This window comes from Verrucomicrobium sp. BvORR034 (assembly GCF_000739635.1).
GTDB lineage: Bacteria > Verrucomicrobiota > Verrucomicrobiia > Verrucomicrobiales > Verrucomicrobiaceae > Verrucomicrobium.
This window is the reverse complement of record NZ_BATQ01000085.1, coordinates 27914-50609: the sequence shown is the minus strand read 5'-3', so window position 1 is coordinate 50609 and position 22696 is coordinate 27914. Positions and strand designations below refer to the sequence as shown.

At 63.0% G+C, this 22696-nt stretch carries 13 protein-coding genes; 2 read left to right on the top strand and 11 right to left on the bottom strand.

Annotation, left to right across the window (positions count from 1 at the left end):
- Positions 1-35: 35 nt before the first annotated feature.
- From BV034_RS14700 to BV034_RS14650, 11 genes are all read right to left on the bottom strand, one after another.
- The gene (locus BV034_RS14700; RefSeq protein WP_050027759.1) at positions 36-944 is read right to left on the bottom strand and encodes a DUF58 domain-containing protein; all 909 of its coding nucleotides are present in this window, start codon (positions 942-944) and stop codon (positions 36-38) included.
- Complete coding sequence (locus BV034_RS14695) at positions 941-5290, bottom strand: PQQ-binding-like beta-propeller repeat protein (RefSeq protein WP_050027758.1); 4350 nt, start codon at positions 5288-5290, stop codon at positions 941-943. Before BV034_RS14695 ends, BV034_RS14700 begins: the two co-directional genes overlap by 4 nt.
- A 16-nt stretch (positions 5291-5306) precedes the next feature.
- Complete coding sequence (locus BV034_RS14690; protein ID WP_081887829.1) at positions 5307-6491, bottom strand: MoxR family ATPase; 1185 nt, start codon at positions 6489-6491, stop codon at positions 5307-5309.
- Positions 6492-6545: 54 nt separating this feature from the next.
- Entirely contained in the window at positions 6546-8417 is a 1872-nt protein-coding gene (locus tag BV034_RS14685; RefSeq protein WP_050027757.1) for a hypothetical protein, read from the bottom strand.
- 112 nt (positions 8418-8529) lie between these two features.
- Positions 8530-10560: a hypothetical protein gene (locus BV034_RS14680; RefSeq protein WP_265593017.1), complete on the bottom strand. Its 2031-nt coding sequence runs from the start codon at positions 10558-10560 to the stop codon at positions 8530-8532.
- A gap of 82 nt (positions 10561-10642) precedes the next feature.
- On the bottom strand, positions 10643-12496 hold the full coding sequence (locus BV034_RS14675) for a hypothetical protein (protein WP_265593016.1): 1854 nt from the start codon (positions 12494-12496) through the stop codon (positions 10643-10645).
- A gap of 102 nt (positions 12497-12598) precedes the next feature.
- Positions 12599-13600 carry an HlyD family efflux transporter periplasmic adaptor subunit gene (locus tag BV034_RS14670; RefSeq protein WP_050027754.1) on the bottom strand — a complete coding sequence of 334 codons (1002 nt, stop codon included), beginning with the start codon at positions 13598-13600 and terminating at the stop codon, positions 12599-12601.
- 27 nt (positions 13601-13627) lie between these two features.
- On the bottom strand, positions 13628-14374 hold the full coding sequence (locus BV034_RS14665; protein ID WP_050027753.1) for an ABC transporter ATP-binding protein: 747 nt from the start codon (positions 14372-14374) through the stop codon (positions 13628-13630).
- Positions 14375-14408: 34 nt separating this feature from the next.
- The gene (locus tag BV034_RS14660; RefSeq protein ID WP_050027752.1) at positions 14409-15569 is read right to left on the bottom strand and encodes an ABC transporter permease; all 1161 of its coding nucleotides are present in this window, start codon (positions 15567-15569) and stop codon (positions 14409-14411) included.
- A 34-nt stretch (positions 15570-15603) separates the two neighbouring features.
- On the bottom strand, positions 15604-16056 hold the full coding sequence (locus BV034_RS14655; protein WP_265593015.1) for a MarR family transcriptional regulator: 453 nt from the start codon (positions 16054-16056) through the stop codon (positions 15604-15606).
- 211 nt (positions 16057-16267) lie between these two features.
- Positions 16268-18406, bottom strand: coding sequence for a cellulase family glycosylhydrolase (locus BV034_RS14650; protein WP_050027750.1), 2139 nt, complete (start codon positions 18404-18406; stop codon positions 16268-16270).
- A gap of 767 nt (positions 18407-19173) precedes the next feature.
- Here BV034_RS14650 and BV034_RS14645 point away from each other — a divergent pair.
- Positions 19174-19623, top strand: coding sequence for a BlaI/MecI/CopY family transcriptional regulator (locus BV034_RS14645; protein WP_081887827.1), 450 nt, complete (start codon positions 19174-19176; stop codon positions 19621-19623).
- Positions 19620-22514: a penicillin-binding transpeptidase domain-containing protein gene (locus BV034_RS14640; protein ID WP_050027749.1), complete on the top strand. Its 2895-nt coding sequence runs from the start codon at positions 19620-19622 to the stop codon at positions 22512-22514. The genes BV034_RS14645 and BV034_RS14640 overlap by 4 nt, the downstream gene beginning before the upstream one ends.
- Positions 22515-22696 lie beyond the last annotated feature (182 nt).

The following is a 22696-nucleotide window of genomic DNA, read 5'->3' as shown; positions in this document are numbered from 1 at the left end:
GACGGCAGAAAGAGGATCAAAATGCTGGAAGCCGTTTACGCAGAGGCCAGGGAACCGCCCCGCATCAGGAGATCGAGGAAACGATCCTCGAACGGTTCATCACTGCGGCAGGTGTAGAAGTCAATCTGGCGGCCGGCACAGGCGGAACTCAGGTTTTCGGCAAAGGCGTCAAACATCTCCGCATAGAGCTTCACCTCGCGTTTTGTGATCCAGAAGCGGCGACGCTCGCCCGTCTCCACATCGGCCAGCTCCACCTCACCATCCAGCTCGGGCCGCTGCTCCCAGGGGTGGATCACCTGCACGAAGTGGGTCTCTCCGGACCAACCGGCGGCGCGTTTCACCGCTTCCACTGCCGATCCCACTTCACGACCAAAGAAGTCGGAGATGACAAAGATGCTGCCGTAGCGCTGCCGGGTCGGGCGGAAGTCTGTGAAACACTTCTCCAGATCGGTCACGCCGCCATACGCCCACTTGGTCACGGCCGTGATGACTTTCTCAATGTTCCCCTGCCCCCGCAGCGGAGGCAATTCCTGCCGCGTGGTATCGCTCATGGAGTACAGGCTCACGCGATGCTGGCCAGAAAGCCCGAGATAGGCCAAGGCGACGGCGAAGCGGAGTGACTGGCGGCGCTTCTCGATAAAAGGCTTCTCCATGGAGGCACTGGTGTCCACCACGATGTGGATGTGCAACTCCTGCACCTCCTCGTACAGGCGGACAAAAAGCTTGTCGAGCCGGGCATAGAGCCGCCAGTCGATGGCACGGAAGTCCTCCTTGGGCGTGTAATGGCGGTAATCCTTGAACTCCCGGGTGTGCCCAGTCGCAGGGCTGCTCTGCATGCCCCGGCGCATCAACTGCCGCCGCTTGCGCAGCCGCAGGGCCAGCGTGCGCAGACGGTCCAGGAAATGAGCGTCGAAGAGATCTTCGCGGGTCAGGGAGGTGGTCATGGATTGGGAACGGAGACGGGAGAAGCAGGAGAGGAAGCGGAGTCGACCGGGCGGGCGGGAGGCGGCGAGTTCGTGGAAACAGCAGGCGGCCCCATCGGAGCTCCGCGCAGGCAGACCAGAGCCCGCTCATTGACGGGCAGGATCCACACGCCCGGTGCCACGGCGGTGGTGGAACCGCAGAGAGTGCCACCGCCCCGCTCGTTCTGATAAAGCACGCCTGAAGGCAGATAAGTGCGCCGGTTCTGAAGTCCACCAGACACCACCCGGCGTGAAGAGGTAACAACCATCGTATTGGCCTGCGCGGGAGCCGTCTCGTCAGCAAAGGTCTTGGCCCAGGCATCCACCTCAGGGGGCAGCGGCACGTCAAACAACACACTGCCACTGCGCAGGTCAGACATACGCAACCGCGTGCCCAGGCTGGCGTACAGTCGTGAGCCGTGCAGGCTGCCGGAAGGCAGGACATCGGCGCGCGCAGGCTGTCCCGCCGGTGCGGCGCTCTCGACGACGCCAAGGGAAGTTTGTACGCCATTGCGTTGTGGTGAGGTGCTGCCAAAGCCAGAACCGTTGAAGCAGACCAGCTGCCCCTCCCCCACCCCAATGACCATCCCACTGTGCGAGAGCTGACCCAGCGGCAGCCCCATGGCGCTCACCATGCCGGTGCCATTGCCATTGACCATCCACACCTTGCCCTCGTGCAGGAGAGCGTAGGGCGAGTAATAACCCTGCCCTTGCAGCAGTGCCCTCAGCCCCGTCGCGTAGCCCCAGCCGCCGCTGGCAGCGCCCATGCCGCCTCGCATGCCCGTGATGTGCAACCCGGAGATGAACCCGCCTGAAACCTGGATGCGCGACGGCGAGAAGGCCACCAGTTGCCGGGGCGAAGGCGGTGCCAGAGGCGTGGCGGAGTCGCCTTGAGATTGGAGATCGATGGGGAATCCCGGCACATCTCCGGTGGCCAGACGCCACAGTACCTGCCCGTTGTCCGCACGGAGCAACGCCGCAGACTGGGCGAAGACGAAGACCCGGCCATGCTCCACACTCAGGCCGGACTTGAGCTTGATGTAGGCATCATAACCGCCCCAGCTGTTGTAGGGATTCGGCGCCGGTATCGGTGGAGACGGCACCAGCGCCTGCCACAGCAGCTTGCCAGTGACAGGGTTCATGGAGGAAACTGTGGAAACTCCCGGCTGCCAGACAAACACATGCCCCTCATCCTGGAGCAGGCGGCTCATGGCTGGTGGACCCGCAGCGGAACCGTCCACTTCGGCCAGCTGGTTGCGCCAGAGCAGTTCCCCGGTGCGGGCATCCACACAGGTGACCTTCTCATTCTCCAGCAGGCACAGACGGTTTCCATGAACCGAAATTTCCAGTGGGGTGCGGACGTCTGGCTGGCCGGAGCCTCTCACGATCACCCTTGTTGCAATGGTCGTGGTCATGGCACGTCCGCCAGCCGGTGTGGCCGCACGCGTCGGCTTGCTCCCGCCATCCGGGCTGACACGCCAGCGGAGCTTGCCCGTGCGGAGGTCCAGCGCGTGCACGTTGCTGCGATCATCCACCACATAGGCCAGGCCAGCAGCATCATCCGTCAGCACCCGGGTGATCAGCATCCCCTGATCCACGGAGAAGCCCCAGCCCAGGGAGAAAGGCGGCAGGCAGGGCACCGGACCCGATTGCGATCTGGCGGCAGCGGCTTCAGAGGGGCCTTCACGCAGTGATTCCCTCGCACCCGCCACGCTGAGTTCCATCCCATCCGGAAAAGTGATCCATTGATTGTCGCTGAGCTTGCCGAAGGCGGAGAAGGCATCTTCCGCCGCCTTCTTATCGCCCATGCGTGAGCTGAGGTACGCCACCAGCCAGTCCATCCAGCGACGCTGGTCATTGGTGAGATCCGCTTTCTCCAGCGCGGACGCCTCGCGTCGCGCCAGAGCCCAGGTGCTGGGGTCCGTCGCATTCAGGCTGGACATCACGCTGCGCCACTGACTGGCCACGAGATGCTCCTGCAGGGATTCCCGCACGGCCTCTGTCAGCTTCCAGTCATGCGCCCGGCCCAGGATCTCGCGCAAGGCGAACCGCAGCCGCTCCTCCTGTCCGCTTTGAGCCAGGAGGTTTGTCCACTGCGACCAATGCGACATTTCCGCCGGCTCCAAACGCGTAAGCCGCTCCGCGCAAGTCAACGCCAGGGCCAAGGAACCCCGCTCCAGGCAGATGGGCACCATGCTGCGCAATCCCGAGACCTCGGTGACCTTGGACGCATCCAGCGCCTCCAGAAACTGCATGGCCAAATCCTGCCGTCCGGCCTGATGGTATAGCAACGCCAGACGCAGGCGGTGATCTTCACGATGGGCAGTGTCCGTCTCCAGCAGCTTGCGGAGTCCTGCCTCTGTCTCCATGGCGCGGGTGCTGTCCGACGCCATGAGGTCGAGCCGGAGCTTCTCCAGCATCAGGGCGCGGTCTGCCGCCAGCCCCTGCCGGGCCAGGGCCAGCTTCAGCATTTCTTCGGCCGTTTTCTCTGCCTTGTGGGCAGAGGCCTGGCCGACGAGCGCGAGCCAGCGGTTGAAGCTCACTTCATCCTCAGGAAGCCTGCCGCCCGGCGCGAGGAGACCTGCCTCCTGTTGCACCGCCAGCTCCACCATCTCCCGCGCCTCGGCGTGCTGCATGACCGCGTCGATCCAGGCTTGGTAGCGGGCGTCCGTATCGCACAGAGCCCGGGCAGCCTCAAAGGCAGCGGCCACGCGGGCGTCATCTCCGAGTTTTTCCTCGATCTTGGCCAGGAGAAGGTGTCCTTCAAAGGCCGTGGGCTGGGCCACCAACCAGGGCTCGACCAGCTTTCGCGCATCCACCCAGAGCTGCTTGCTCATCAGGAATTGCGCGATCTCCAGCCGGGCGTCCGGGGTGAGAGTCTTGGTCCAATCCCCTTCAAACAGCGCGGCCACTTCATCCGTGCGACGTTGGGCGAAGTAAAGCTCGCCCAGCTCCCGGCGCAGATCCCAACGGTCCGGGGATTTGCCAAGAGCCGTCTCCAGGAGAAGGCCGGCATCCTGCAGCTGATTGCGCCGGCGCAGCCAGCGGGAAAGCTCTACACTGCGCCCCACCTGATCGACCGGTTCCAGCTTGGACAGCAGCGTCTTAAAAGTCTCGTGTGCCCTGGGCCCCAGGTTGTTGGCGAAGAGCCAGCGTACCTGACGCAGCAACAGATCCTGGCGATCCGGATGGGCCGCCATCAGCTTCTCCAGCCACTCCAGCGCAGCGGCATCCGTCCCCTCTTTTTCCCACAGGTCCAGGAGACGCTGCTCCACCTGCGGGGTGCCGGGCAGAGCGTCCAGGGCCTCCCTCAGCACTTGCAAGGCCTCATGGCCTCGATGAGCCGCGTCCAGCACATCCGCGAGCGTCAGCGCGTTCATGGCGGTGCGCCCGTCTTGGGCCTGCCAGCGGCTTCTGGCCGCCTCCACCATCAGGTCGCGTCCGTCGGCGCCCGTCACATCCAGGCGCAGCATGAGAATCTCCCGCCGCCGCCAATAGTCCGGGGCGAGCTTCTCCAACAACGCATCAAGCTGGGAGCCTGCCTCCGTCGGTTTGCCATCGGCAGCCAGCAGTTCTGCCTGCAGCATGGTGGCATCCACCTGATTATCCGTACCCAGGCGGGCGGCATCCACGCCTTCCATCATGCGAACGGCCGTCTTGGTCAGTTTCTGGCCCAAGGCTTGCCGGGCCCAGCGCAGACGCTGCTCCGGAGTCAGCGCCCCCTCCTCGATGAGGCGGCGCGTTTCTTCCAGCACCAGATCTTCGCGCCCCTGGGTGGCGGCCACTTTCATCAATTCACCAAACCATTGCGCCTTCCGCGCGGCGGACTTCTCGAGCCGCACGGCAGAAGCCATGGCCTCCACGGCCTTGGGATTGCGCTCCTCCTGGAGCATGCGCCCCAACTGCCAGGCCAGCAGCGCGCTGTCTGGATGGCGCGCCACTGCGGCTTTCAGGAAATCACCCGCCTTGCGGTCCTGAAGCAGGGTGTAAATGCGCGCCAGCACCAGACTCGCTCCGGCATCATCAGGGTACTGGGCAAGATGGGTGTTGTAGAGACTGAGGAGTTCCTCCGTGCGTCCGGCACTGCGATAGAGCTCCACCAGCTTCTGCAGCGGGACCTCCACGGAGGGGTCGTAATGCAGGGCGGTGCGCAGGGTGACAGACGTCTTGTCAAAATCCGCCGTTTCCTCCTCCGCCGCTGGAGCCCAGTTCAGGCTTAGTCCAAGACCCAAGCCCAACGCGGCCACGGTCACCGCAGCCAGACGCAGCCCGGCCGCCTTCCTGCGAAGGCCGCCGTGCCCCATCATCAGCCGTTCCCCGTACCGCATGTGCAGGGTAGTTTCCTTAAGCCGCCTCCATGGCCGGGGTCGCGACCTGCTTGATCAGATCCTCCACCAGGGAGTCCACCTTGATCTGCTGGGCCTCGCCTTCGAAGTTCAGGATCACCCGGTGGCGCAGAGCCACCAGGGCCACGCGCTGGATGTCCTCCGTGCTCACCGCCGTGCCGCCGCGCACGGCGCACCACACGCGCGCTCCGCGAATGAGGGCCTGCAGACCACGGGGGCTCGCCCCGTAGGAGACATAGCGCCCCACCACGGGCAGCACACCCGGCTGATCTGGATGCGTACCCAGCACCAGCTTGGAGGCATAGGCCGCCACCGGATCCGCCACGGGTAGCTGGGTCATCACGTATTGCAGGCGCATGAGCTCCGTGCCGCTGAGCACGGATTCCAGCTTCGGTTCCTCGAACCCGGTGGTGCGGCGGCTGATCTCCACCAGCGACTCCAGTGTCGGGAAGGGCACCTTGATCTTGAACATGAAGCGGTCCAGCTGCGCCTCGGGCAGCGGGTAGGTCCCCTCCATCTCCATCGGGTTCTGCGTGGCCAGCACGAAGAAAGGCTCCGGCAGCACATGGCGCTCCCCTCCGGTGGTCACCGCCCGCTCCTGCATCACTTCCAGCAGGGCCGCCTGCGTCTTGGGCGTGGCGCGGTTGATCTCATCCACCAGAAGCAGATTCTTGAAGACCGGGCCTTTCTCAAAGTGCAGCACCCTGCGACCATGCGAGTCTTCATTCACGATGTGCGTGCCAAGGATGTCTGCAGGCATCAGGTCCGGCGTACACTGCACCCGTCCCGGCTCCAGACCGACCACCTGGGAGAGTACACGGACCAGGAAGGTCTTGCCCAAACCGGGCACCCCCTCCAGCAACACGTGACCGCCGGAAAAGATGGCCAACAGCGTATCTGTGAGCAGATCGTCATAGCCCACGATGGCCTTCTGGATCTCCGTCTTCAGTTTGTTGAAGAGGGTCCGGAAACCTTCCAACTCCTCCTCAAGGGGACGCTGCGGCAGCGTGCGGATGTCGATGACATTGGCAGGTGCCTCAGCTCTCTCGATCGGCACATCGTCCGATACGATGCCGGACTCGCCAGCACCGGCACTCAGTCCATCGGGCTTGCCGCCTTTCTTTGGAGGGCGTTTCTTGGAACTCTGGTTCTGGCTGCTGGCGGATGAAAGGTCGTCACTCATGTTTCTTCAGGATGGAAAGGGAGGTGGGAAGATGGTGATGGCGGGCGGGTGGCTTCAGTTGCCCTTCTCAAACCGCTTTCTTAGTTCTGTGAAATAACGTCGCACCTGCTCGCGGCGGGCCGGAGGCAGGGCCTGGTCATCCAGAGCGTTCTCTTCTGCGGCGATGGACTCCAGCGTGGTGGCCTCAGCCTTGCGACCGGCAGCCTCGCTGCGAGCCTGACCTTCCACCGCGCGTACGGAGGAAGCACCGTCGGCATTGCGCTGAGCATCCACCGTGGCCTGCACACCCGCCTTGGTCTGGGCGGTGGGGGTGTTCCCCATGGCGGCCGTACCGTTGCCCGCCTGCAGTCCGCCGGGATTGGCCCCTGGCATGGAGCCCAGCATGGCGGCGGCACCGGGTGTCTGGCCAGGCGTCATGCCCGGAATGGGGGCGATCAGCATCGGCTTGTTGCCATTGTTGCCTCCAGGCGGCTGGTTGCTGCCGGGCACGATGGCCATGGGCTGCCCCGTGCCGGGGACGGGGCTCATCTGCCCCATTTGCTGCTGCCCCTGGTTGGGGTTGCCCTGCGGATTGCTTCCGGGGGGCGACATGGAAAGGCCGGGGATCTGCATGGGCTGCATCTGCGGCGCATTCTGCATGGTCATCATCTGCTGCTGGCCCTGCTGTCCTTGTTGACCCTGCTGCCCCTGAGCCCCCTGGTTCTGTTGCGCCTGAGATCCGGCGAGCTGCTTCATCCCCTGCCCGCTCTGGCCAGCGATGTCACTGCCGGACTGGCGGAGCTGCTGGGCCAGCTTCTCCAGCTGCTCACGTGATTTCTCGCGCGCGGCCAGGGTTTTCATCTTGTCTGCCAGCGACTGGAATTCGTCCCCTGCCTCCTTGGGAAGCGCCTGGGAGAGATTGCGATCCGCCCCGAGCACATGCTGCCCCACGGTGCGGGTTTTGTCCTCCGCCTCGGAGGCCTTGCCGATCTCCTTGAGCGTTTCCGCGAACCGCTCCTTGGTCTCCAGCGTCAGCTTCTCGTCGCGCAGCTTGTCCGCCAGGTCCTGGGCCTTGTCGCCGGTCTTCTCCGCCGACTTGTTGGCCACGGCATCGCCCAGCTCGGCCGTGTCCGCGTGCTTGCGCATCTCCGCCACCATCTGGGCGGAGGCCCAGGCGTCCTCGCCAGCCTTGAGCTTGTCTGCCAGCTGCTCGGCCTCACGGGCTCGTTTCTCCAGCTCAGAGAGCACATCACGGGCGGTCTTGGCCTCGTTCTGCTGGAGGGCCTTCGCGGTTTCCTGAACCTTCTGCTGCAGGGCCTCAGCATCCTTCTTCTCCTGCTCCGTCAGGGACTGCATCTTGTCCACGTCCAGCTTCTTCTCTGCAAGTTCACGCCCCTGCTGCACGGCCAGACGGCGGCCTTCCGCCGTCAACTCTGGGTCAGGCAAACCGATCACCGCCCCAGAAGGAAGAAACATCATAGCCAGCGCCGCCACGGGCAGGAGCGGCAGCCACCGCACGTCCGGCAGCGGGATGTCGCGCCCCAGCTTCCCCAGAGCCTCTGGCAGCTTGCGGCGGTTGCTCTCCACATGCAGGCGCTGCCCCTCCGTGAGTTGCGGTTGCCCCTCGAACCACCAGCCGTTCGCAAACGCGTCACTGCGGGAGGCCTGCCGGTCCCAGTAGGAAAAGGCGGCATACGGAGCGGGCCTCTTGTACCACGCCCAGCCGAAGCTGCCCAGCACCCAAAGCCCCAGGGCGATGAGGCCCACGGTGGCCCCCGACCAGCCCTGGCCGAAGAGGCGGATCACCAGCAGCAGGACGAGCAGTCCCGCCGCATATTTCCAGGTCTGGAGCAGGTGCAGCAGCCCTTTCCGGAGGACCAGCCGCCCTTGCAGCGAACTGGCGGCATTGGCGAAGGTGAGCGCGGGAGCTGGGGGTGTTTCAGTCATGCAAAAAACACTGGCTTTGAAGAGTCTATACGGCTGGGGGGCGATTGTCTTGTCTTTCTGAGAGCATGGCGGCGGCCAGTCAGTGCTATTTGTGGGAAATCGTCTGCTGACCTCACTCGAGATCGCCCAGGATGCCCTCGATCCGGCGTTTCACCTCAGGGTCCTCACTCTGCTTGAAGGCCTCCTGCAGAGAGGTGCGGGCCATCTCGCCAAAGGTGGCCAGTTCCGCGCTGGCCTTTTCGCGCACCTTCCAGTCGTCATTGCCCAGCTCACGGATCAGCTGACCAATCCGGGCCAGCGTGCTGTCGGCGATCTTCGGCACCGGGTTGACCACGCGGACCACCTCCTTCACCGGAAGCTGCCAGGAGGCGCCGCCGACCTGGAAACCCAGCACCCTCTCGCGCAGCTGGCCCATGACCGTACCGCCACCCCACAGATCCATCTGGAACCACGCCGAGTCATCCGTGCCACTGGCAGGCACGTCCTCGGAGACGTTGCGCATCTCCTTGATGCTGGCCGGATCCAGCGGCACCACGCCGCCGGAGGTCACGATGTGCCAGATGGGATCTGCCGGAGCCGCCACCAGGCGCTGCTCCCCGGCCAGATCCACGAAGCTTGTGGCGGGCTCGCCATCGTCCGATTCACGGCTCTCCTCAGACACCTGCGGCCCCGTCGCCGCCACCACCAGCGAGCGCACCTGCACTCCGGGGATGGTCTGCGCGCCAAACTGCGCGGTGGCGAAGCTGAACTCCCCCTGGCTGCCCATCCAGACCCGCAGGCGGGATCCGTCCTTAAAGGTCACACTCGGGGCGGCACCCTCCTCCGCATTCGAGGTGAGCGCGGCCACGTCATTGAGCGCCACCTTTCGCACGCCCCAGGTGGTGGCGAGCGTCATCTCTGGTGGCTTGGAGTCCCGCATGGCCCAGCGTTCGCCGTTCCACGTCTCCATCAGGGCCGCCACGCCTTTGGGCCATTCTGCGGCTCCCGTGGCTGATGTGGCCCCCATGACCAGGCGATCCACGTCTGCCATCTTCAGCGACATTTGAAGACCGCTGCTCAGGGAGAACTTCAGCTCCTCCGTCTCCAGCTCACCCCGCAGCACCTGACCATCATTCAAATAGAGGCGACTCTCCTTGCCTTCGAAACGGCCCCCAGTGAGCGCCACCACCTGGGCCCACGGCACCACCACCTTGCCCAGTCGATGATTGAGCGTGAGTTGACCGCAGGTGGCCCGCCCTCTCAGGCGCGTGCCCTCCCCCATGGCCAGCACATCCACTGGCTCCCGCTTGATCCCGAGAATCTCCTCCGGGAACCACGAGGCCAGATCCGAAGCACCCGTGCCGGTGGACCTCACGTTGACCAGCGTAGAACCGCTGCCCTTCGGCAGATCGCGGAGAAACCTCACCAGGGCAAAGGGGCGGAAGAGCTTCTCCAGCTCTGCCGCATCCGGGCGCAGGGAAAGCTTGGCCTGCGTCACCGTGTGTAGAATCGAGGCCGACTTCCCCGCCGGCACCGTGATGCTGTAGAAAAACGACATCTGGTACTGGTTCTGTGAAGCGATGCGTGGTTTCACCGAACTCCGTGGCGCGCACGCGGTGAAGAGGTAGCCCCGGTAGTTGGTGGAACCGGGGACGATGGCGATGCCGCTCTCCCCTTTTTCAAAAGTGCCGTTGTTGGCCCTGGCCGCATCCGTGACGATGCTCTTCACCTGGCCGCTAAAGTTGTGCCGGATCTCCACGTTGGTCACGATGTCACGGCCGGAGGTGTTGGTGAACATCTCCATGAAGCGCATGCCGCCCTCCTTCTCCAGCATGCGGACATAGCGGGTGACCTGCAGCCCCTGCATGGGCTGCTGCCCCATCAGCACCATCTCCTTCCCGTCTGAGGTGCCCATGGGTTGATTGCAGTAGAACTGCTCCGATCCCACCATGAGCATCATGGCCCCGCTCAAGATGGAGTTGCCCCCGCCCTGGCGGGAGATCATGCCATTCTGCTCCACGTACCAGTCGTTGCCCAGCTTGTCTGTGCGGGGCTGCGGGTTCACCGGTACAAGACCGCTGAGCTGGGCTTGCGCTGCCGCGAGAGTCCAGCAGAACACCAGTCCCGCGGCGGCCGCGCCTTTCATCCACTGCGTCATGTGCATGCTATGGGGGTAATGTCTGAGTTGTGTGCGGATGACCTGGCGCGAATGGCGGTTGCGGCAGGATCGCTTGGGGTGTCAGGGTCTAGGACTTGGCCTTCCGGACGATCTCGGTGATCAGCCCCACCGGCAGGGATACCGTCTGCTTGTCGAGCTTCCAGGTGAGGTTTTCGTTCAATATTTCCCCACGAACCTTGGTGCCGTTGCCCAGCTCCAGAGCCGCTTCACCGCCCGTGCCGAAGTCCCAGAACACCCGGGCCACGGCATCAGGCTTCAGAGTCAGCACGCCGGTGCTGGTCCGCACGCGGAGCGTTTCATCCTCCTGAAGGATGCCCACCAGCAGGGATCCGTCCCGCATCCAGCAATATTGATTGAGCGCATCTCCCGTCGTGGGCTTGGCGCTTTCCTTCGGTTCCGGTCCGCCGGCCATTTCTTTCAAGGCGGCCTCCACCGCACCCCAGCGCACCACTTGCGGCAGAGCGATGTCTGACGGGCCATCACCCACCACCTCGCGACGGATCGCCCCCCCGCCGACCACGCCCTGAATGCGGCTGCCATCCGTCAGGGTGGCGACCATGCAATAAGGAGGATCGGTGCGACGCCCCAGGGTCCACAGTTCTTCGCTGCTGATCTTGAGCTTCCCAAATGACGCGACCAAGTCCATGGCTACCGGCGCGCCCTTGGCCAGCCATCGTACCGAGCCATCCATATATTGGACAAACTCTGCGGCCGACTCGGGCACGCGACCGTCTTCCGTTGAAACGGGCCATGTGAGCAGTTCCATCGCATCGGCATCCAGCGCGAGTTCCCCCAGATCCCCTTTTAGCGCCCCTTTGATCAAACGGACTCGACCCGTCAGCACGGTGCCATCCCGCAGATACAGCCGGTGATCCCGACCCCGCCCGGCTCCTCCGCGGAGAGCGGCAATGTTGGCAGGCGGCACCTCTTTCTCACCTGACGCCAGATTCAGCACCACTTTCACCACTGAGATATCGCCGGGGATCTGCTCGTCCTTGCTCATCCAGAGAAGCCCCTTGTCCGTGCGCTTGATGTCCAACTTACCCGTCAGCGCATCCAGCGCCAGCAGACGGCCCGCACGCGGAAAGGTTGGCGCGCCGCCCTCGGTAGTGGTCGCCCCTAGAGAAGTGGGCTTGAAGTTCACCACGAGCGCCGCCACCTCAGCCGAGACACCGGGTTCGAGCAGTTTGCCGTCTTTGATGAAGAGATCGAAGGTCCGCTCCAGCTTCACCTTGGGATCCAGTCCGGCCGTGCCGACCCAGTGGAGGAAGGCCACCTTCCCATTGGCGGGCACCACCCCCTCATAGCGGAGTCGCAGCGTGGATCCTGAATCCTGCAGGACCGCCCGCCAGGGCGCATCTGGCTGACCCCAGATAAAAAGCGGCACCGCAGGGGTGCCTTGCTTCTCCGCCATGACAATGGCAGACCATGTCCCATCTGGCATCCCGTTGCCCAGATCCCGCATCTCGCCGCTCTGGCTCAGCGTGCCGCTGAATCTCACCCCGCCCTGGCTGCCGACTGGCGTGGAGTAGTCGAGCTGGAGATTGTTCTCCTGCCCCTGGGTGTTGGAAATGGTGTCGATGACAAGCAGCGCATTGCGCTTGTCATCCCGACGCACCAGACGGTCCACTTTAAAAGGACGCACCTCGAACCCCATCTGGGACTGGCGACCATCCGCCGGCGCTTCGCTGTCTGCATTGCCGCCAGACTTGGCCGCCTTCTCCACCGCATCCATGGCCGTCCGGTAGGGCGTGGACTGGCCATTGATGCCCATCTGGAAGAAGCGACCTACGGAGAGGGTCTTGGATTTCCAAACGGTCCCGCCCTCCAGATTCCAGTCCTGCTCACTCTGCGCAAAGGCCAGTGGGCTCACCACGAGAGCCCACACCCACAGTCCACTGGCCGAAAACGGAATACGCATGCGCCATTGCATGACGCAAACACTAGTGGGTGCCTTGGATCATGAAAACTCAAAAGTGCGTTTTTGCACATTCGCACAGAGAATCCACGCTGCCCGACTGGCTCACTTGTCGGAAGTCCCTTTGGCAACCGCTCCGGAGGAGGCTTCCGAACTGGCGGCCTCAATATAGACATCCACCTGCTGGCCCACGTACACGGGCACGCCATTGGGCCGCTTCATGCTGTAAATCACCTGAAGCACCCGGGTGTCCACACGCTCGGTACTGGAGCCAGTGAGCGACACCTTGGGGATGACATACGGCTCCACGCGTAGGAACTCGAGCTGAATGGCGGTCTTCGTATCGCCCTTGATGAAGGCGGTCGCTTTTTGTCCCTCGCGGATGCGGGACGCATTTTGTTCATCCACATCGGCCCGCACCTGGAGCTTCTCCAGATCCCCCAGCACCATCACGGGCGAGTCTTTGACGTTGGTGGCGAACTCGCCGGCCCGGATGTTCACCTGGAGCACCACCCCATCCCGAGGGGCCTGGACATGGAGTCGGTCCATCATGATCTGGGTCTGCTTCACCTCCGCGAGGGCGGCTGTGAGCTCTGCCTCACTGGCCAGGAGCTGAGCCTTGCTGATCGCCACCTCATTCTCCCTGGCGCGGATCTCATCCACACTGAGCGCCCGGGAGTCCGGCACGGACTTCACCCGATCCAACTGGTCCTGAGACTTGGCGAGGTTGGCCTTCTGCACGCCTACCCTGGCACGGGCCACCTCCACGGAGGCGTCCTGCCGCACCTTCTGCGCCTGCAGGTCGCGGTCATCGATCTTGAAGAGCAAGCCGCCCGCTTTCACGGACTGATTCACCTTCACCGGCACCTCCGTGACCAGCCCGGCCACCGGCACGCCGATGGCGACATTTTCACTGAGCGCCTCCAGGATGCCTGTCGCGGCCACCGTGCTGGCATAAGGCTTCTGCGGCGGAGCCACGGGCGGCGGCGGGGTCTGACGGGACTCCCCAGCCTGGATCCGCATGACCACCATGCTGATGCCCAGAAATCCCGCGGCGGCCCCGGCGAAGGTGGCATACTTGACCAGGTTGTTAAAGATCCGGTTCATGGAAATAAATATAGGGTCGCAGAAAATTCAGTGATGCAGCTCCGGCGGGCGGCTCTTGTCCACATCATGCACCTCCACGATCTGGCCGTCGTCCATCTGGGCGATGCGGTCGGCGTGGGAAAAGATGCGGTTGTCGTGAGTGACGATGATCACGGCGCGTCCCGGAGCCTTGGCCACCGTGTCGAAGAGCTCCATCACCATGGTGCCGTTCTTCGCGTCCAATGAGGCGGTTGGCTCATCGCAAATGATGAGACGCGGCTCATGCACCAGGGCTCGCGCGATGGCCACGCGCTGCTGCTGCCCACCCGAGAGTTGCGTGGGGCGGTGGTGCCAGCGATCTCCAAGGCCCACCGCAGCCAGCAACTCCTTGGCCCGCGCCTCGGCCTTGCGGGCGGGCGTGCCCTGGATGAGCAGCGGGACGCTCACGTTCTCTGCACAGTTGATGGTGGGGATGAGGTTGAACGACTGGAAGATGAACCCGATGTTCTGAGCCCGAAACTTGGTGACATGCGCGGACTTCATCTTGTCCAGGCGCGTGCCAAAGACTTCCACCCCGCCCTGATCAGCGTGCAGCGTTCCAGCCATGATGCTCAGCAGCGTGGTCTTGCCACAGCCCGAGGGGCCCACCAGCATCATGATCTCCCCGGAGCGGGCATCGAGGTCAATACCCTTCAACACCGTGAGACGGGAGTTGCCATCGCCAAAGCTCTTCACAATGCCGGAGAGCCGCACGGCATGGTTGGCAAGGTGAACGGGATCAGGGTTCGAGGTCATGAGAGAGTGGCCACGAAGGCGGAAGGGCGACGCATCAACCGCGGAAGACCATGGCAGGCTCGAACCGGCTCACCCGCCAGATGCCCAGCAATGCAGCCAGACTGCAGATGAAAAGAATGACGGCGAGAGCGAACACGGGAATGTGCCAGGACATGTAGAACGGAGGCTGCTCATTCTTGAGCGCCCCCATCGCAAACAGAGTGGTGCCTGCCAGCCCCAGACCAAACCCGACGATCCCGACCGTGAAGGCCTGGACGATGAGCATGAGACAGAGCTTGCCGTTGGAGGCGCCCATGGCCTTCAAGGCCCCAAGGTGCTTGATGTTCTCCAGCACGAAGGCGTAGAACGTCTGGCAGGAGATGGCCACCCCCACGATGAAGCCCACGATCACAGTCGTGCCGAATGAGATGGGAATGCCGGTATTCTTCACATACCACCAGATGGTGGAGGTGCCAAAGTCATGCGGTGAAGAGTTGAAGGACTTGTTCACAAAGGCCTTCAGCCCCGTCGTGCGGCGGATATCCTCCACCACCTGTTCTTCCGTGAACCCGGCCCGCGGGGCGGCGATCACGGCGGAGAGCATCTTGCGTGAGGCTGGGGTGTATTGCAGGGCGCGCTCATAGGTGGTCCACACATACGGACCGCCGGTGAAGCTGTTCATGGCCTCGCAGATGCCCACCACCCGGGCCTCTATGTCATTGATCTCAAACACGTCTCCCACCTTGATGGTCTGGCCTCGCACCTTCGCGAGCCGCTTCACCGCCAGGTCGTCGATGATGACCGTGTTGGGCAGTCGCAGGTCCTCCAGCCTGCCCTCGATCATCTTCACCGGGGCTCCGGCCAGCGTGGTGGGATCGATGCCAATCAACTGGATGATCTTGAAGCTGCCCGACTGCAAGCGCACCCGCTGGATGCCAGAGTAGAGCGGCATGGCCCACTCCACGGAGTCCACGGAGCGAACGCGGGCCACATCGGTGTCACGCAGGGGGTTGGTTTCATTCACCTGCTCCACCTTCTCATCCACCACCCAGATCGGTGCAGGCACGTTCGTAAGCGTGGCGGTGGTCCACATCATGAGGCCACAGAAGACGGAACTCTGCTGGGCGATGAGGAAGGTCGCAAAGAACAACCCCAGGATCAGCATCAGATACTTGGCGGTGTCGCCAAAGAGCATTTTCAGGGCGAGTCCCAGCATGGCAGGCGGCGGATTTGAAGGGATTGGGAAAGGTCTAACCCGCCAGCGTCAACAACGCTCGGCGGATGGTCTTGACCTCATCCTCTGAAAACGGAGACAGGAGTTGCTTTTCCATCGCATCTCCCACCACCTGGAGCTCGGCCAGAGCCTTCTTCCCCGCAGCCGTGATCTCCACGAGATAGATGCGGCGGTCCTCCGGATGATCCCGGCGTCTCGCCAGTTTCTTCTCCTCCAGCGCATCCACCAGCTTCACCATGGAGGTGCGGTCAATGCGCAACTTTCTGCCCAGTTGCTGTTGGGACATGGAGCCGCACTCATCCAAAAGATGGAGCACCCCACCGCAAGGAACGTCGAACCCCAGTCGTTTGCACTCGTCATTAAAAAGCGTCCACAGACGCTGATGCGCTTTGGCAATGAGGAATCCGGTGTAGCGGGTGAGCGACTCCGGAAGCGGCTCGCGCTCGGCGTCCTCTGGAAATCGCGGCATTGAAAATGGAAAGTCGGCACCCATGATTGTCAGTATTGCTGATGATTTCCTAACTGTCAATTGGGAGACTTTGCGATCCGCAAACCCCATACGCTGACTCACTACGCAGCTGCCCTATCCAGCATCCGCAGGCTCAGCCAGCACCGCCGAACCGAGCCCGCAGCCAACACCTTGACCACTAACGCACTGCCTACTGCGCACTGATTCCCCCCTACTCTTCCAACAGCAGCGGCGGCTGGAACCAGATCTCGACCTCGCAGGCAGTACGCGCCGGATTGTCCAGCAGCAGCACCGTGTTCCAGATCAAGGGTGCGACCGGCACCGCCTTGGTTGGGGCATCTTTCGCTCCCGCGGCATTTCCACCCCAGTGGGAGGTCCGCTCATCCAGCTTGAATTCCACGAACCTCCAGCCTGTCCAGTTCACATTGGGGCCATCCGGCTGCCAGGTGCGTCCAGCGGCATCCTGAAGACGCAGACGCAGGGCGGTCTTGCTGTTGTCACCGTGCACCCACATGCCGAACCGGATGACGCGATCAATTGGACCCGCTTCTGGCACCCCTGCCACCCGATAGCGCGCCCCCTCAGCCCCGATGATCTGGGCGAATTTCCAACCCGCGCCGAACGTGCACTTGAGCCGCCAAGCGTCAGCGCTCCCCACCGGCGGGGCGATGGGAGCAGTCCCGCGGCTGAGCTCGGCCTCGCCCGACACTTTGTCGTCGCCCGTCACAAAGGTGCGCAGCCCATTCGCCAGCTCCGCGGGCTGGGCCACAAAATGACGAGCCGGGACGGTGAGCACGGTCTGACCATTCACCTCCAGCTCGGCCCCCAGGCGGTAGCTGGGTGAGGCGGATGCCTTCAGAGGAAACAAGACGGTGGTCGCCGCCTGATCCGGGGCCAACTTCAGCGACTGCACGACCTCCTGCGCCTCCATACCTTCCGTGCCGATCAGCTTCACCTTTCCAGTCACGGGATGCTCCCCATAGGTGGTGACCTGCACCGCCGCCCTGTCTCCGGCGCAAGGCAGCACGGTCAGCTTCATGGGCACCGCCTCCATCGCCTGGCGGAGCAGCGGGTCTATTTCCTGAAACTTCACATAAACCGGGGCGTCGGTGAGGGCCAACTGAAGCTCGCCCCCACTCAGGGGTGGCAGCACCTGCCCCAGATGCCCCACCGCGCTGATCGTCCCCGGCGACACCCGCACTTTCACGCTGGCTGGCACGCCTCCCGCCGTCCAGCCCACGAGGCATTGCGCCCCGGCCCGCTCAAACAAGTAGCCGTGGTGGTCCAGATTCCCCAAGTTGATCCGCTTCACAAAGTGGAAGCCTTCCAGCTCACGATTAAAGGTCTGGGCGGCAAGATACGCTGGCTTGGCGTTGTAGGCCGCCGTCCGACCTGGGAAATGCTGACGCTCCACCATGCCAAAGCGATGCTCCGCCTCTTTGGGATCCGGGCCATCGTCCTTCCAGTCATACCAGATGGATACCGGAACCCCGCTCGCGGCATTCACCACCCACTGGCGGGTGAGCATCTTCCCCTGCAGACTGGCATCGAAGTTCGCCCAAGCTTCCGAGTAGCCCCACTCACCCGCGAGGACGGCCACCTTCTTTCCCGTCGGGGCGTGCTTGCCGATCAACTGGCGCAGCGCGTGATACTCTGCGGCCACCGATTCCGGACCGCCCTGGCGGTAGGGATGCACCGACACCGCCTGCCACCACTCCAACAGCCCGCCTTTGAAACAACCTTCCAGGAACTCAAGATCGATGGTCGAACTCGCCGGCCCGACCACACACTCGTCCGGGGCCGCCTCCTCGATGGCCTGACACGCCACCCGCGCCATCTTGACGTAGGCTTCCACATCCGGCTTGGGCTTCCAGAAGCCTTCGATGTTCGGCTCGTTCCAGATTTCCCAAATCACCCCTTTGCCCCGAAAGTGCTGCACCGCAGCCACGGCCCAACGCGCGTAGGCCGCCCTGCCTTCCTCAGAGGTGATGGAGCGGAGCGGCTCGTAGTTCTTGTTGGAATAGTTCAAGATAAAGACCGCCCGCAACCCCTGCGCCTCCAGCGACTTCATGAGGTGATCATAGGCTGCAAAGTCGTACACCCCCTTCTTGCGCTCCGTCGCCTCCCAAGTGAGATCCATCCGGATCCACTTGAATCCCGCTGCCCGGATCATCTCCAACTCTCCCTCCTGCGGATGGGTGAAGTGGATGTTCACCCCGCTGGCATCCGTCACGATTCCGGAAGCTGGGATCTGAGCCATCAGCCCGTGGCCCAGCACGAGACTGGCAGTGGCGAAGGCGAAGGCGACAGAGGAAGCAGAGAGAAAACGGCACGAACTCACGAAAGACATGATGCACGGTGGTACGAATGGGTCATGTCCGCAAGCAGGGGTGGAGCACGACCAAGCACGTTTCCACGCCCATCCTCCGCTCCCGCACCGGCTGAGGACAGCCGGATTACCCACTCCATTCCGCCGTCAGGGTTGGAGTACCGCGTTTACGCGGCTCAGGACGCCTTACCCCTGACAAGGCAGGCGGTCATAACGACCAATCAACGCCCCACGCCCATCCTCCGCTCCCGCACCGGCTGAGGACAGCCGGATTACCCACTCCATTCCGCCGTCAGGGTTGGAGTACCGCGTTTACGCGGCTCAGGACGCCTTACCCCTGACGCGGCAGGCGGTCATGACGACCAATCAACGCCCCACGCCCATCCTCCGCTCCCGCACCGGCTGAGGACAGCCGGACTACGCCTTGCATCGCAGCCGAAAGGTAGTGGTAGGCTTTTGCCTGCCTTCATGACGTAAACGCACGACTGAACAGGCTAAAGCCTGTGACTACTTTGATGTTGCCCAACGCATCCTCCCAAAAACATCTGCCATGTAGCCATCATCTCGTTTCCTATTGTCGCATCCCCAAGCTCCACTGAAGCCGATTGCCAATCGGCGGCACAGCAGATTGCCAATCTGCGCTACCAGGACCACCGCCGTGTTCATCTGGACAGGGCGAAGCCCGCCTAAACCAGCGTAGCGCCTCAACCATCCCGCTTGCGGGAGCCTCAACACATCTACTAACATTTTAGTTTACAACCTACGAACACTTTAGTAGAAAGTAGCCCATGGCCAAAAAAGCTGCCAACAAATCTACCCCCGCCGCCTCTGCGGCATCTCCAACACCCACCCCGCGCCCGACCGACGCTGAACTTGCGATCCTGCGAGTGCTCTGGGCCAAGGGAGCCGCCACCGTGCGCGAGATCCTGGATGCCATCAATGAGGACCGTACCCCTCCTCTCGTGTACACGACGGTGCTGACGTTCCTCCAAATCATGACAGACAAAGGCCTGGTCCTGCGGGACTCTCAGGGCAAGACGCATGTTTACCGGGCTGCGGTCGCCGCTGAAAAAACGCAGCGCCATCTGGTGAAGGATGTCCTGGAGCGCGTGTTCTCCGGTTCTGTCAGCCAGCTGGTCATGCATGCCTTGGGTTCGAGGAAGATCAGCGCGGATGAGGTGCGCGAAATCAAGGCCATGCTCAACGAGATCGACCACACTCCCCCTTCCTCCAAATGAACCTTCTCTCCTGGCAACCCCAACAGGGTTTGGTCGAGCTCCTTGCCCTCACCCTTTTGCACTCCCTCTGGCAAGGCACCCTGATTGCTGTGGCGCTGAAGGCCTTGCTGTGGCACCTCCGCCGGTCCTCACCCGGGTCCCGACATGGGCTCGCTTGTCTGGGCCTGGCCGCCATGATGCTGACGTCATGCCTGACGTTTCAACACCTGCATGCGCAGCGTCCCGTCATTGTGGATCTGCCATGGGCTGCATCCACAGGGCCGTCAGTCCCACAAGATGCCCGGATGCAGGCGCCGACAGGGAAAGCAGACACGCTGGCAGCACCCGGCGGCGTGATCCCGGCTGAGCGCAAAGTGTCTTCGTCCCTGTCCCGGCGGTGGGCCATGCACTGGCAGCAACTCGTCGTCGGCACATGGCTACTGGGCATGCTCGGCTTGACTGCACGTCATACTGCGGGGTGGATAGGCCTTTCTCGCCTACGCCGTCACGGCATCCACCCGGCGACTCCCGAATTTGAAGCGATGTTGGAACAGCTCCGCAAGGTGATGGGCATCCGTAGGAGAGTGACCATCCGGTTCTCGGACCGCGTGGCGGGCCCCATCGCCATGGGTTGTTTCCATTTACTCATCCTCGTGCCCTCCTCCCTGACCAGTCGGCTGAGCATGCAGCAATGGCAGATGGTCCTGGCTCACGAACTGGCTCATTTGCGGCGGAATGACTTTCTCATCAACCTGCTGCAGGCCGCCGCTGAGACCGTTTACTTTTATCACCCGGCGATGTGGTGGATCAACGCCCAGATCCGCCGGGAAAGAGAGCACGCCTGTGACGATGCGGCCGTCCGGGCCACGCAGAACCGGCATGACTATGCACGGGCCTTGGTGGAACTGGCCGAGTGCCAGCTCAGTCCTGCCCCAGCCCTTGCCATGGCGGCCACCCGATCCACGGGGGGTGAATTGCGCAGGAGGGTGGAGCGGCTCTTGACTCCTGAACCCTGCGCCCCGCCGGCGTTCCGCAGCCTCCCGGGCCTCGGCACCATCGCACTGGTCCTGCTCGCAATCTTTGCGCCCAGCTCTCCGCAAGCCGTCCTCGCAGAAGGCACACCCGCTTCCCTTCCTCCCAAGCGCGGCGAGATTCGTGATCGCAACGGCATCGTCCTCGCAGCAGACAGCCGGCCTGACCGGCAAATCACCTTCGATACCGAAGCGGTGGTCAAAGCGTGGCAGGCCAAGCATGGCGAAACTCTGCCCATGGAGGAATTCGCGTTCACCACGAAAGAGGGAGAGAAAGCCAAGGGCCGTCGCGTGAACGTTTCCACCGTCTTCACGGATATCTGCACACCAGCTCTGGAGCAGGCAGGCTTGACAAGAAGCTACAACGCCAGCCAGCTGCAACGCAGCTACCGCGAGAAGCGACCGTTCATCTATAGAACTGACCTATCCCCGGAAGAGTATGTCACGGCCGGAAAGCTGGCAGAAACCATCCCCGGACTTGCGGTTCGCACCCGTTACCTCCGCCACTATCCCTACCAGGCCCTGGCAGCGCATGTGCTCGGCTACGTGCGCAAGTCATCGACGGACGAAGGCCTCACCGAAGGAACCGCCGGAGTCGAGAAAGGTTGGAACCAAGAGCTCAGCCCCGCCCAGGGCCACGGCGACGCGAATGCCAGCGAAAAGCCCATCCCGCCCAGCAATCTCCAGCTCACGTTGGACCTCCGGTATCAATTCCTCATCGAGCGCATCCTGCGTGAAGCCAAGGTGGGTCGCGGGGCCGCCGTGTTGATGGATCCGCACTCAGGCGATGTCCTGGCGATGGTGTCTCTACCCAGCTACGATCCCAATCACTTCATCCCCTCAATCAGCCAGAAGCAATTTGAAACCTACCGTGATGACCCCACCGTCCCGCTCCTGGCACGTGCGGTCCGAGGTTATGTCCCCGGGAGCACCTTCATGGCTGTCACCGCGCTGGCTGGAGTGATGACGGGTCACGAGAACGACCAGTACGAATGCACGGGTTCTCTGGAAGTGGGAAGCAAGAGCCTCAGCTGCTGGATCAAAAGCCGGGACGGGCGGCACAGTTTTCAAACGATGGATCATGCCATGGGCCACGGTTGCGGCCCCTATTTCTATGCCCTGGGAATGGCCATCGGCGGAGCGAAGCTGGAAAACAGCGGAGCAATGCTTGGCTTGGGCAGACGATCAGGCATTGGCCTCTGGGAGGAGGCAGAAGGAACCATGCCAGGGCCCGCCTGGTTGGAAAGGGATCGGCTTGCGAGAAAGACCTCGTTTCCGGAGAAATGGTCAGAAGGCAACACCTGCAACATGGCCATTGGCCAGGGCGCGGTGGAGACAACACCCCTGCAACTGGCCAATGTCTATGCGACCATTGCCAATGGAGGCACCGTGTGGCGGCCACGGCTTCTCGCCAGCATCGCTTCTCCCGGTTCGGAATCACCGATACCCGCTCCACAGGTTCGTGCCGCCAACTTGCGAGAACATGGGCTCACCGAAACAGGTTTGGAACTCATCAGGTCTGGTATCACGAAATCCACTGAGCGCTTGCGGCCCGACCACCATGCCCCAGTCAGGATGGCAGTCCGCTCCGGTCTGGCGCAACACTGGAGGAATGACCGGCAATCCAAAGAGATGGTGAAAGACAACATCGCCTGTGTAGCCGGTTACTATCCAGCAGACAAACCCCGCTGGGTGCTCAGCCTTGTGGTTCAGAACAGCCGCACCTCCGGCGGTGTCACCTTGCCCCTGGCAGAACGGATTTTCGAGCAAGTCGCCGCCGTGGAATCCGGCAGCTTGAAGGTGGACATCCAGCCGCTGCCTCCGGCGCAAGGGCACTTCAATCTCGTGGAAACCGCGGGAGATACTGGGTCGGATGGTTGAGGGGCGACGGGGGCTGGTGGCGAACGACTCCCCCGCTCCCAAACCGGCTGGGGACAGCCGGACTACTCAGCACAGGGCAGCCGGAAAGCAGTGGCAGGCTTTAGCCTGCCTTCACCGACGCGCATGCGAAACTGTGACTGCTTTCCCGCCCTTATCTGAAAACTGAAAACTGAAAACTTGAA

Excerpts from the sequence above, each read along its gene's own strand:
- BV034_RS14700 (WP_050027759.1), bottom strand. The coding sequence starts at position 944 with ATGACCACCTCCCTGACCCGCGAAGATCTCTTCGACGCTCATTTCCTG.
- BV034_RS14695 (WP_050027758.1), bottom strand. The coding sequence starts at position 5,290 with ATGCGGTACGGGGAACGGCTGATGATGGGGCACGGCGGCCTTCGCAGG.
- BV034_RS14690 (WP_081887829.1), bottom strand. The coding sequence starts at position 6,491 with ATGAGTGACGACCTTTCATCCGCCAGCAGCCAGAACCAGAGTTCCAAG.
- BV034_RS14685 (WP_050027757.1), bottom strand. The coding sequence starts at position 8,417 with ATGACTGAAACACCCCCAGCTCCCGCGCTCACCTTCGCCAATGCCGCC.
- BV034_RS14680 (WP_265593017.1), bottom strand. The coding sequence starts at position 10,560 with ATGCACATGACGCAGTGGATGAAAGGCGCGGCCGCCGCGGGACTGGTG.
- BV034_RS14675 (WP_265593016.1), bottom strand. The coding sequence starts at position 12,496 with ATGCGTATTCCGTTTTCGGCCAGTGGACTGTGGGTGTGGGCTCTCGTG.
- BV034_RS14670 (WP_050027754.1), bottom strand. The coding sequence starts at position 13,600 with ATGAACCGGATCTTTAACAACCTGGTCAAGTATGCCACCTTCGCCGGG.
- BV034_RS14665 (WP_050027753.1), bottom strand. The coding sequence starts at position 14,374 with ATGACCTCGAACCCTGATCCCGTTCACCTTGCCAACCATGCCGTGCGG.
- BV034_RS14660 (WP_050027752.1), bottom strand. The coding sequence starts at position 15,569 with ATGCTGGGACTCGCCCTGAAAATGCTCTTTGGCGACACCGCCAAGTAT.
- BV034_RS14655 (WP_265593015.1), bottom strand. The coding sequence starts at position 16,056 with ATGCCGCGATTTCCAGAGGACGCCGAGCGCGAGCCGCTTCCGGAGTCG.
- BV034_RS14650 (WP_050027750.1), bottom strand. The coding sequence starts at position 18,406 with ATGTCTTTCGTGAGTTCGTGCCGTTTTCTCTCTGCTTCCTCTGTCGCC.
- BV034_RS14645 (WP_081887827.1), top strand. The coding sequence starts at position 19,174 with ATGGCCAAAAAAGCTGCCAACAAATCTACCCCCGCCGCCTCTGCGGCA.
- BV034_RS14640 (WP_050027749.1), top strand. The coding sequence starts at position 19,620 with ATGAACCTTCTCTCCTGGCAACCCCAACAGGGTTTGGTCGAGCTCCTT.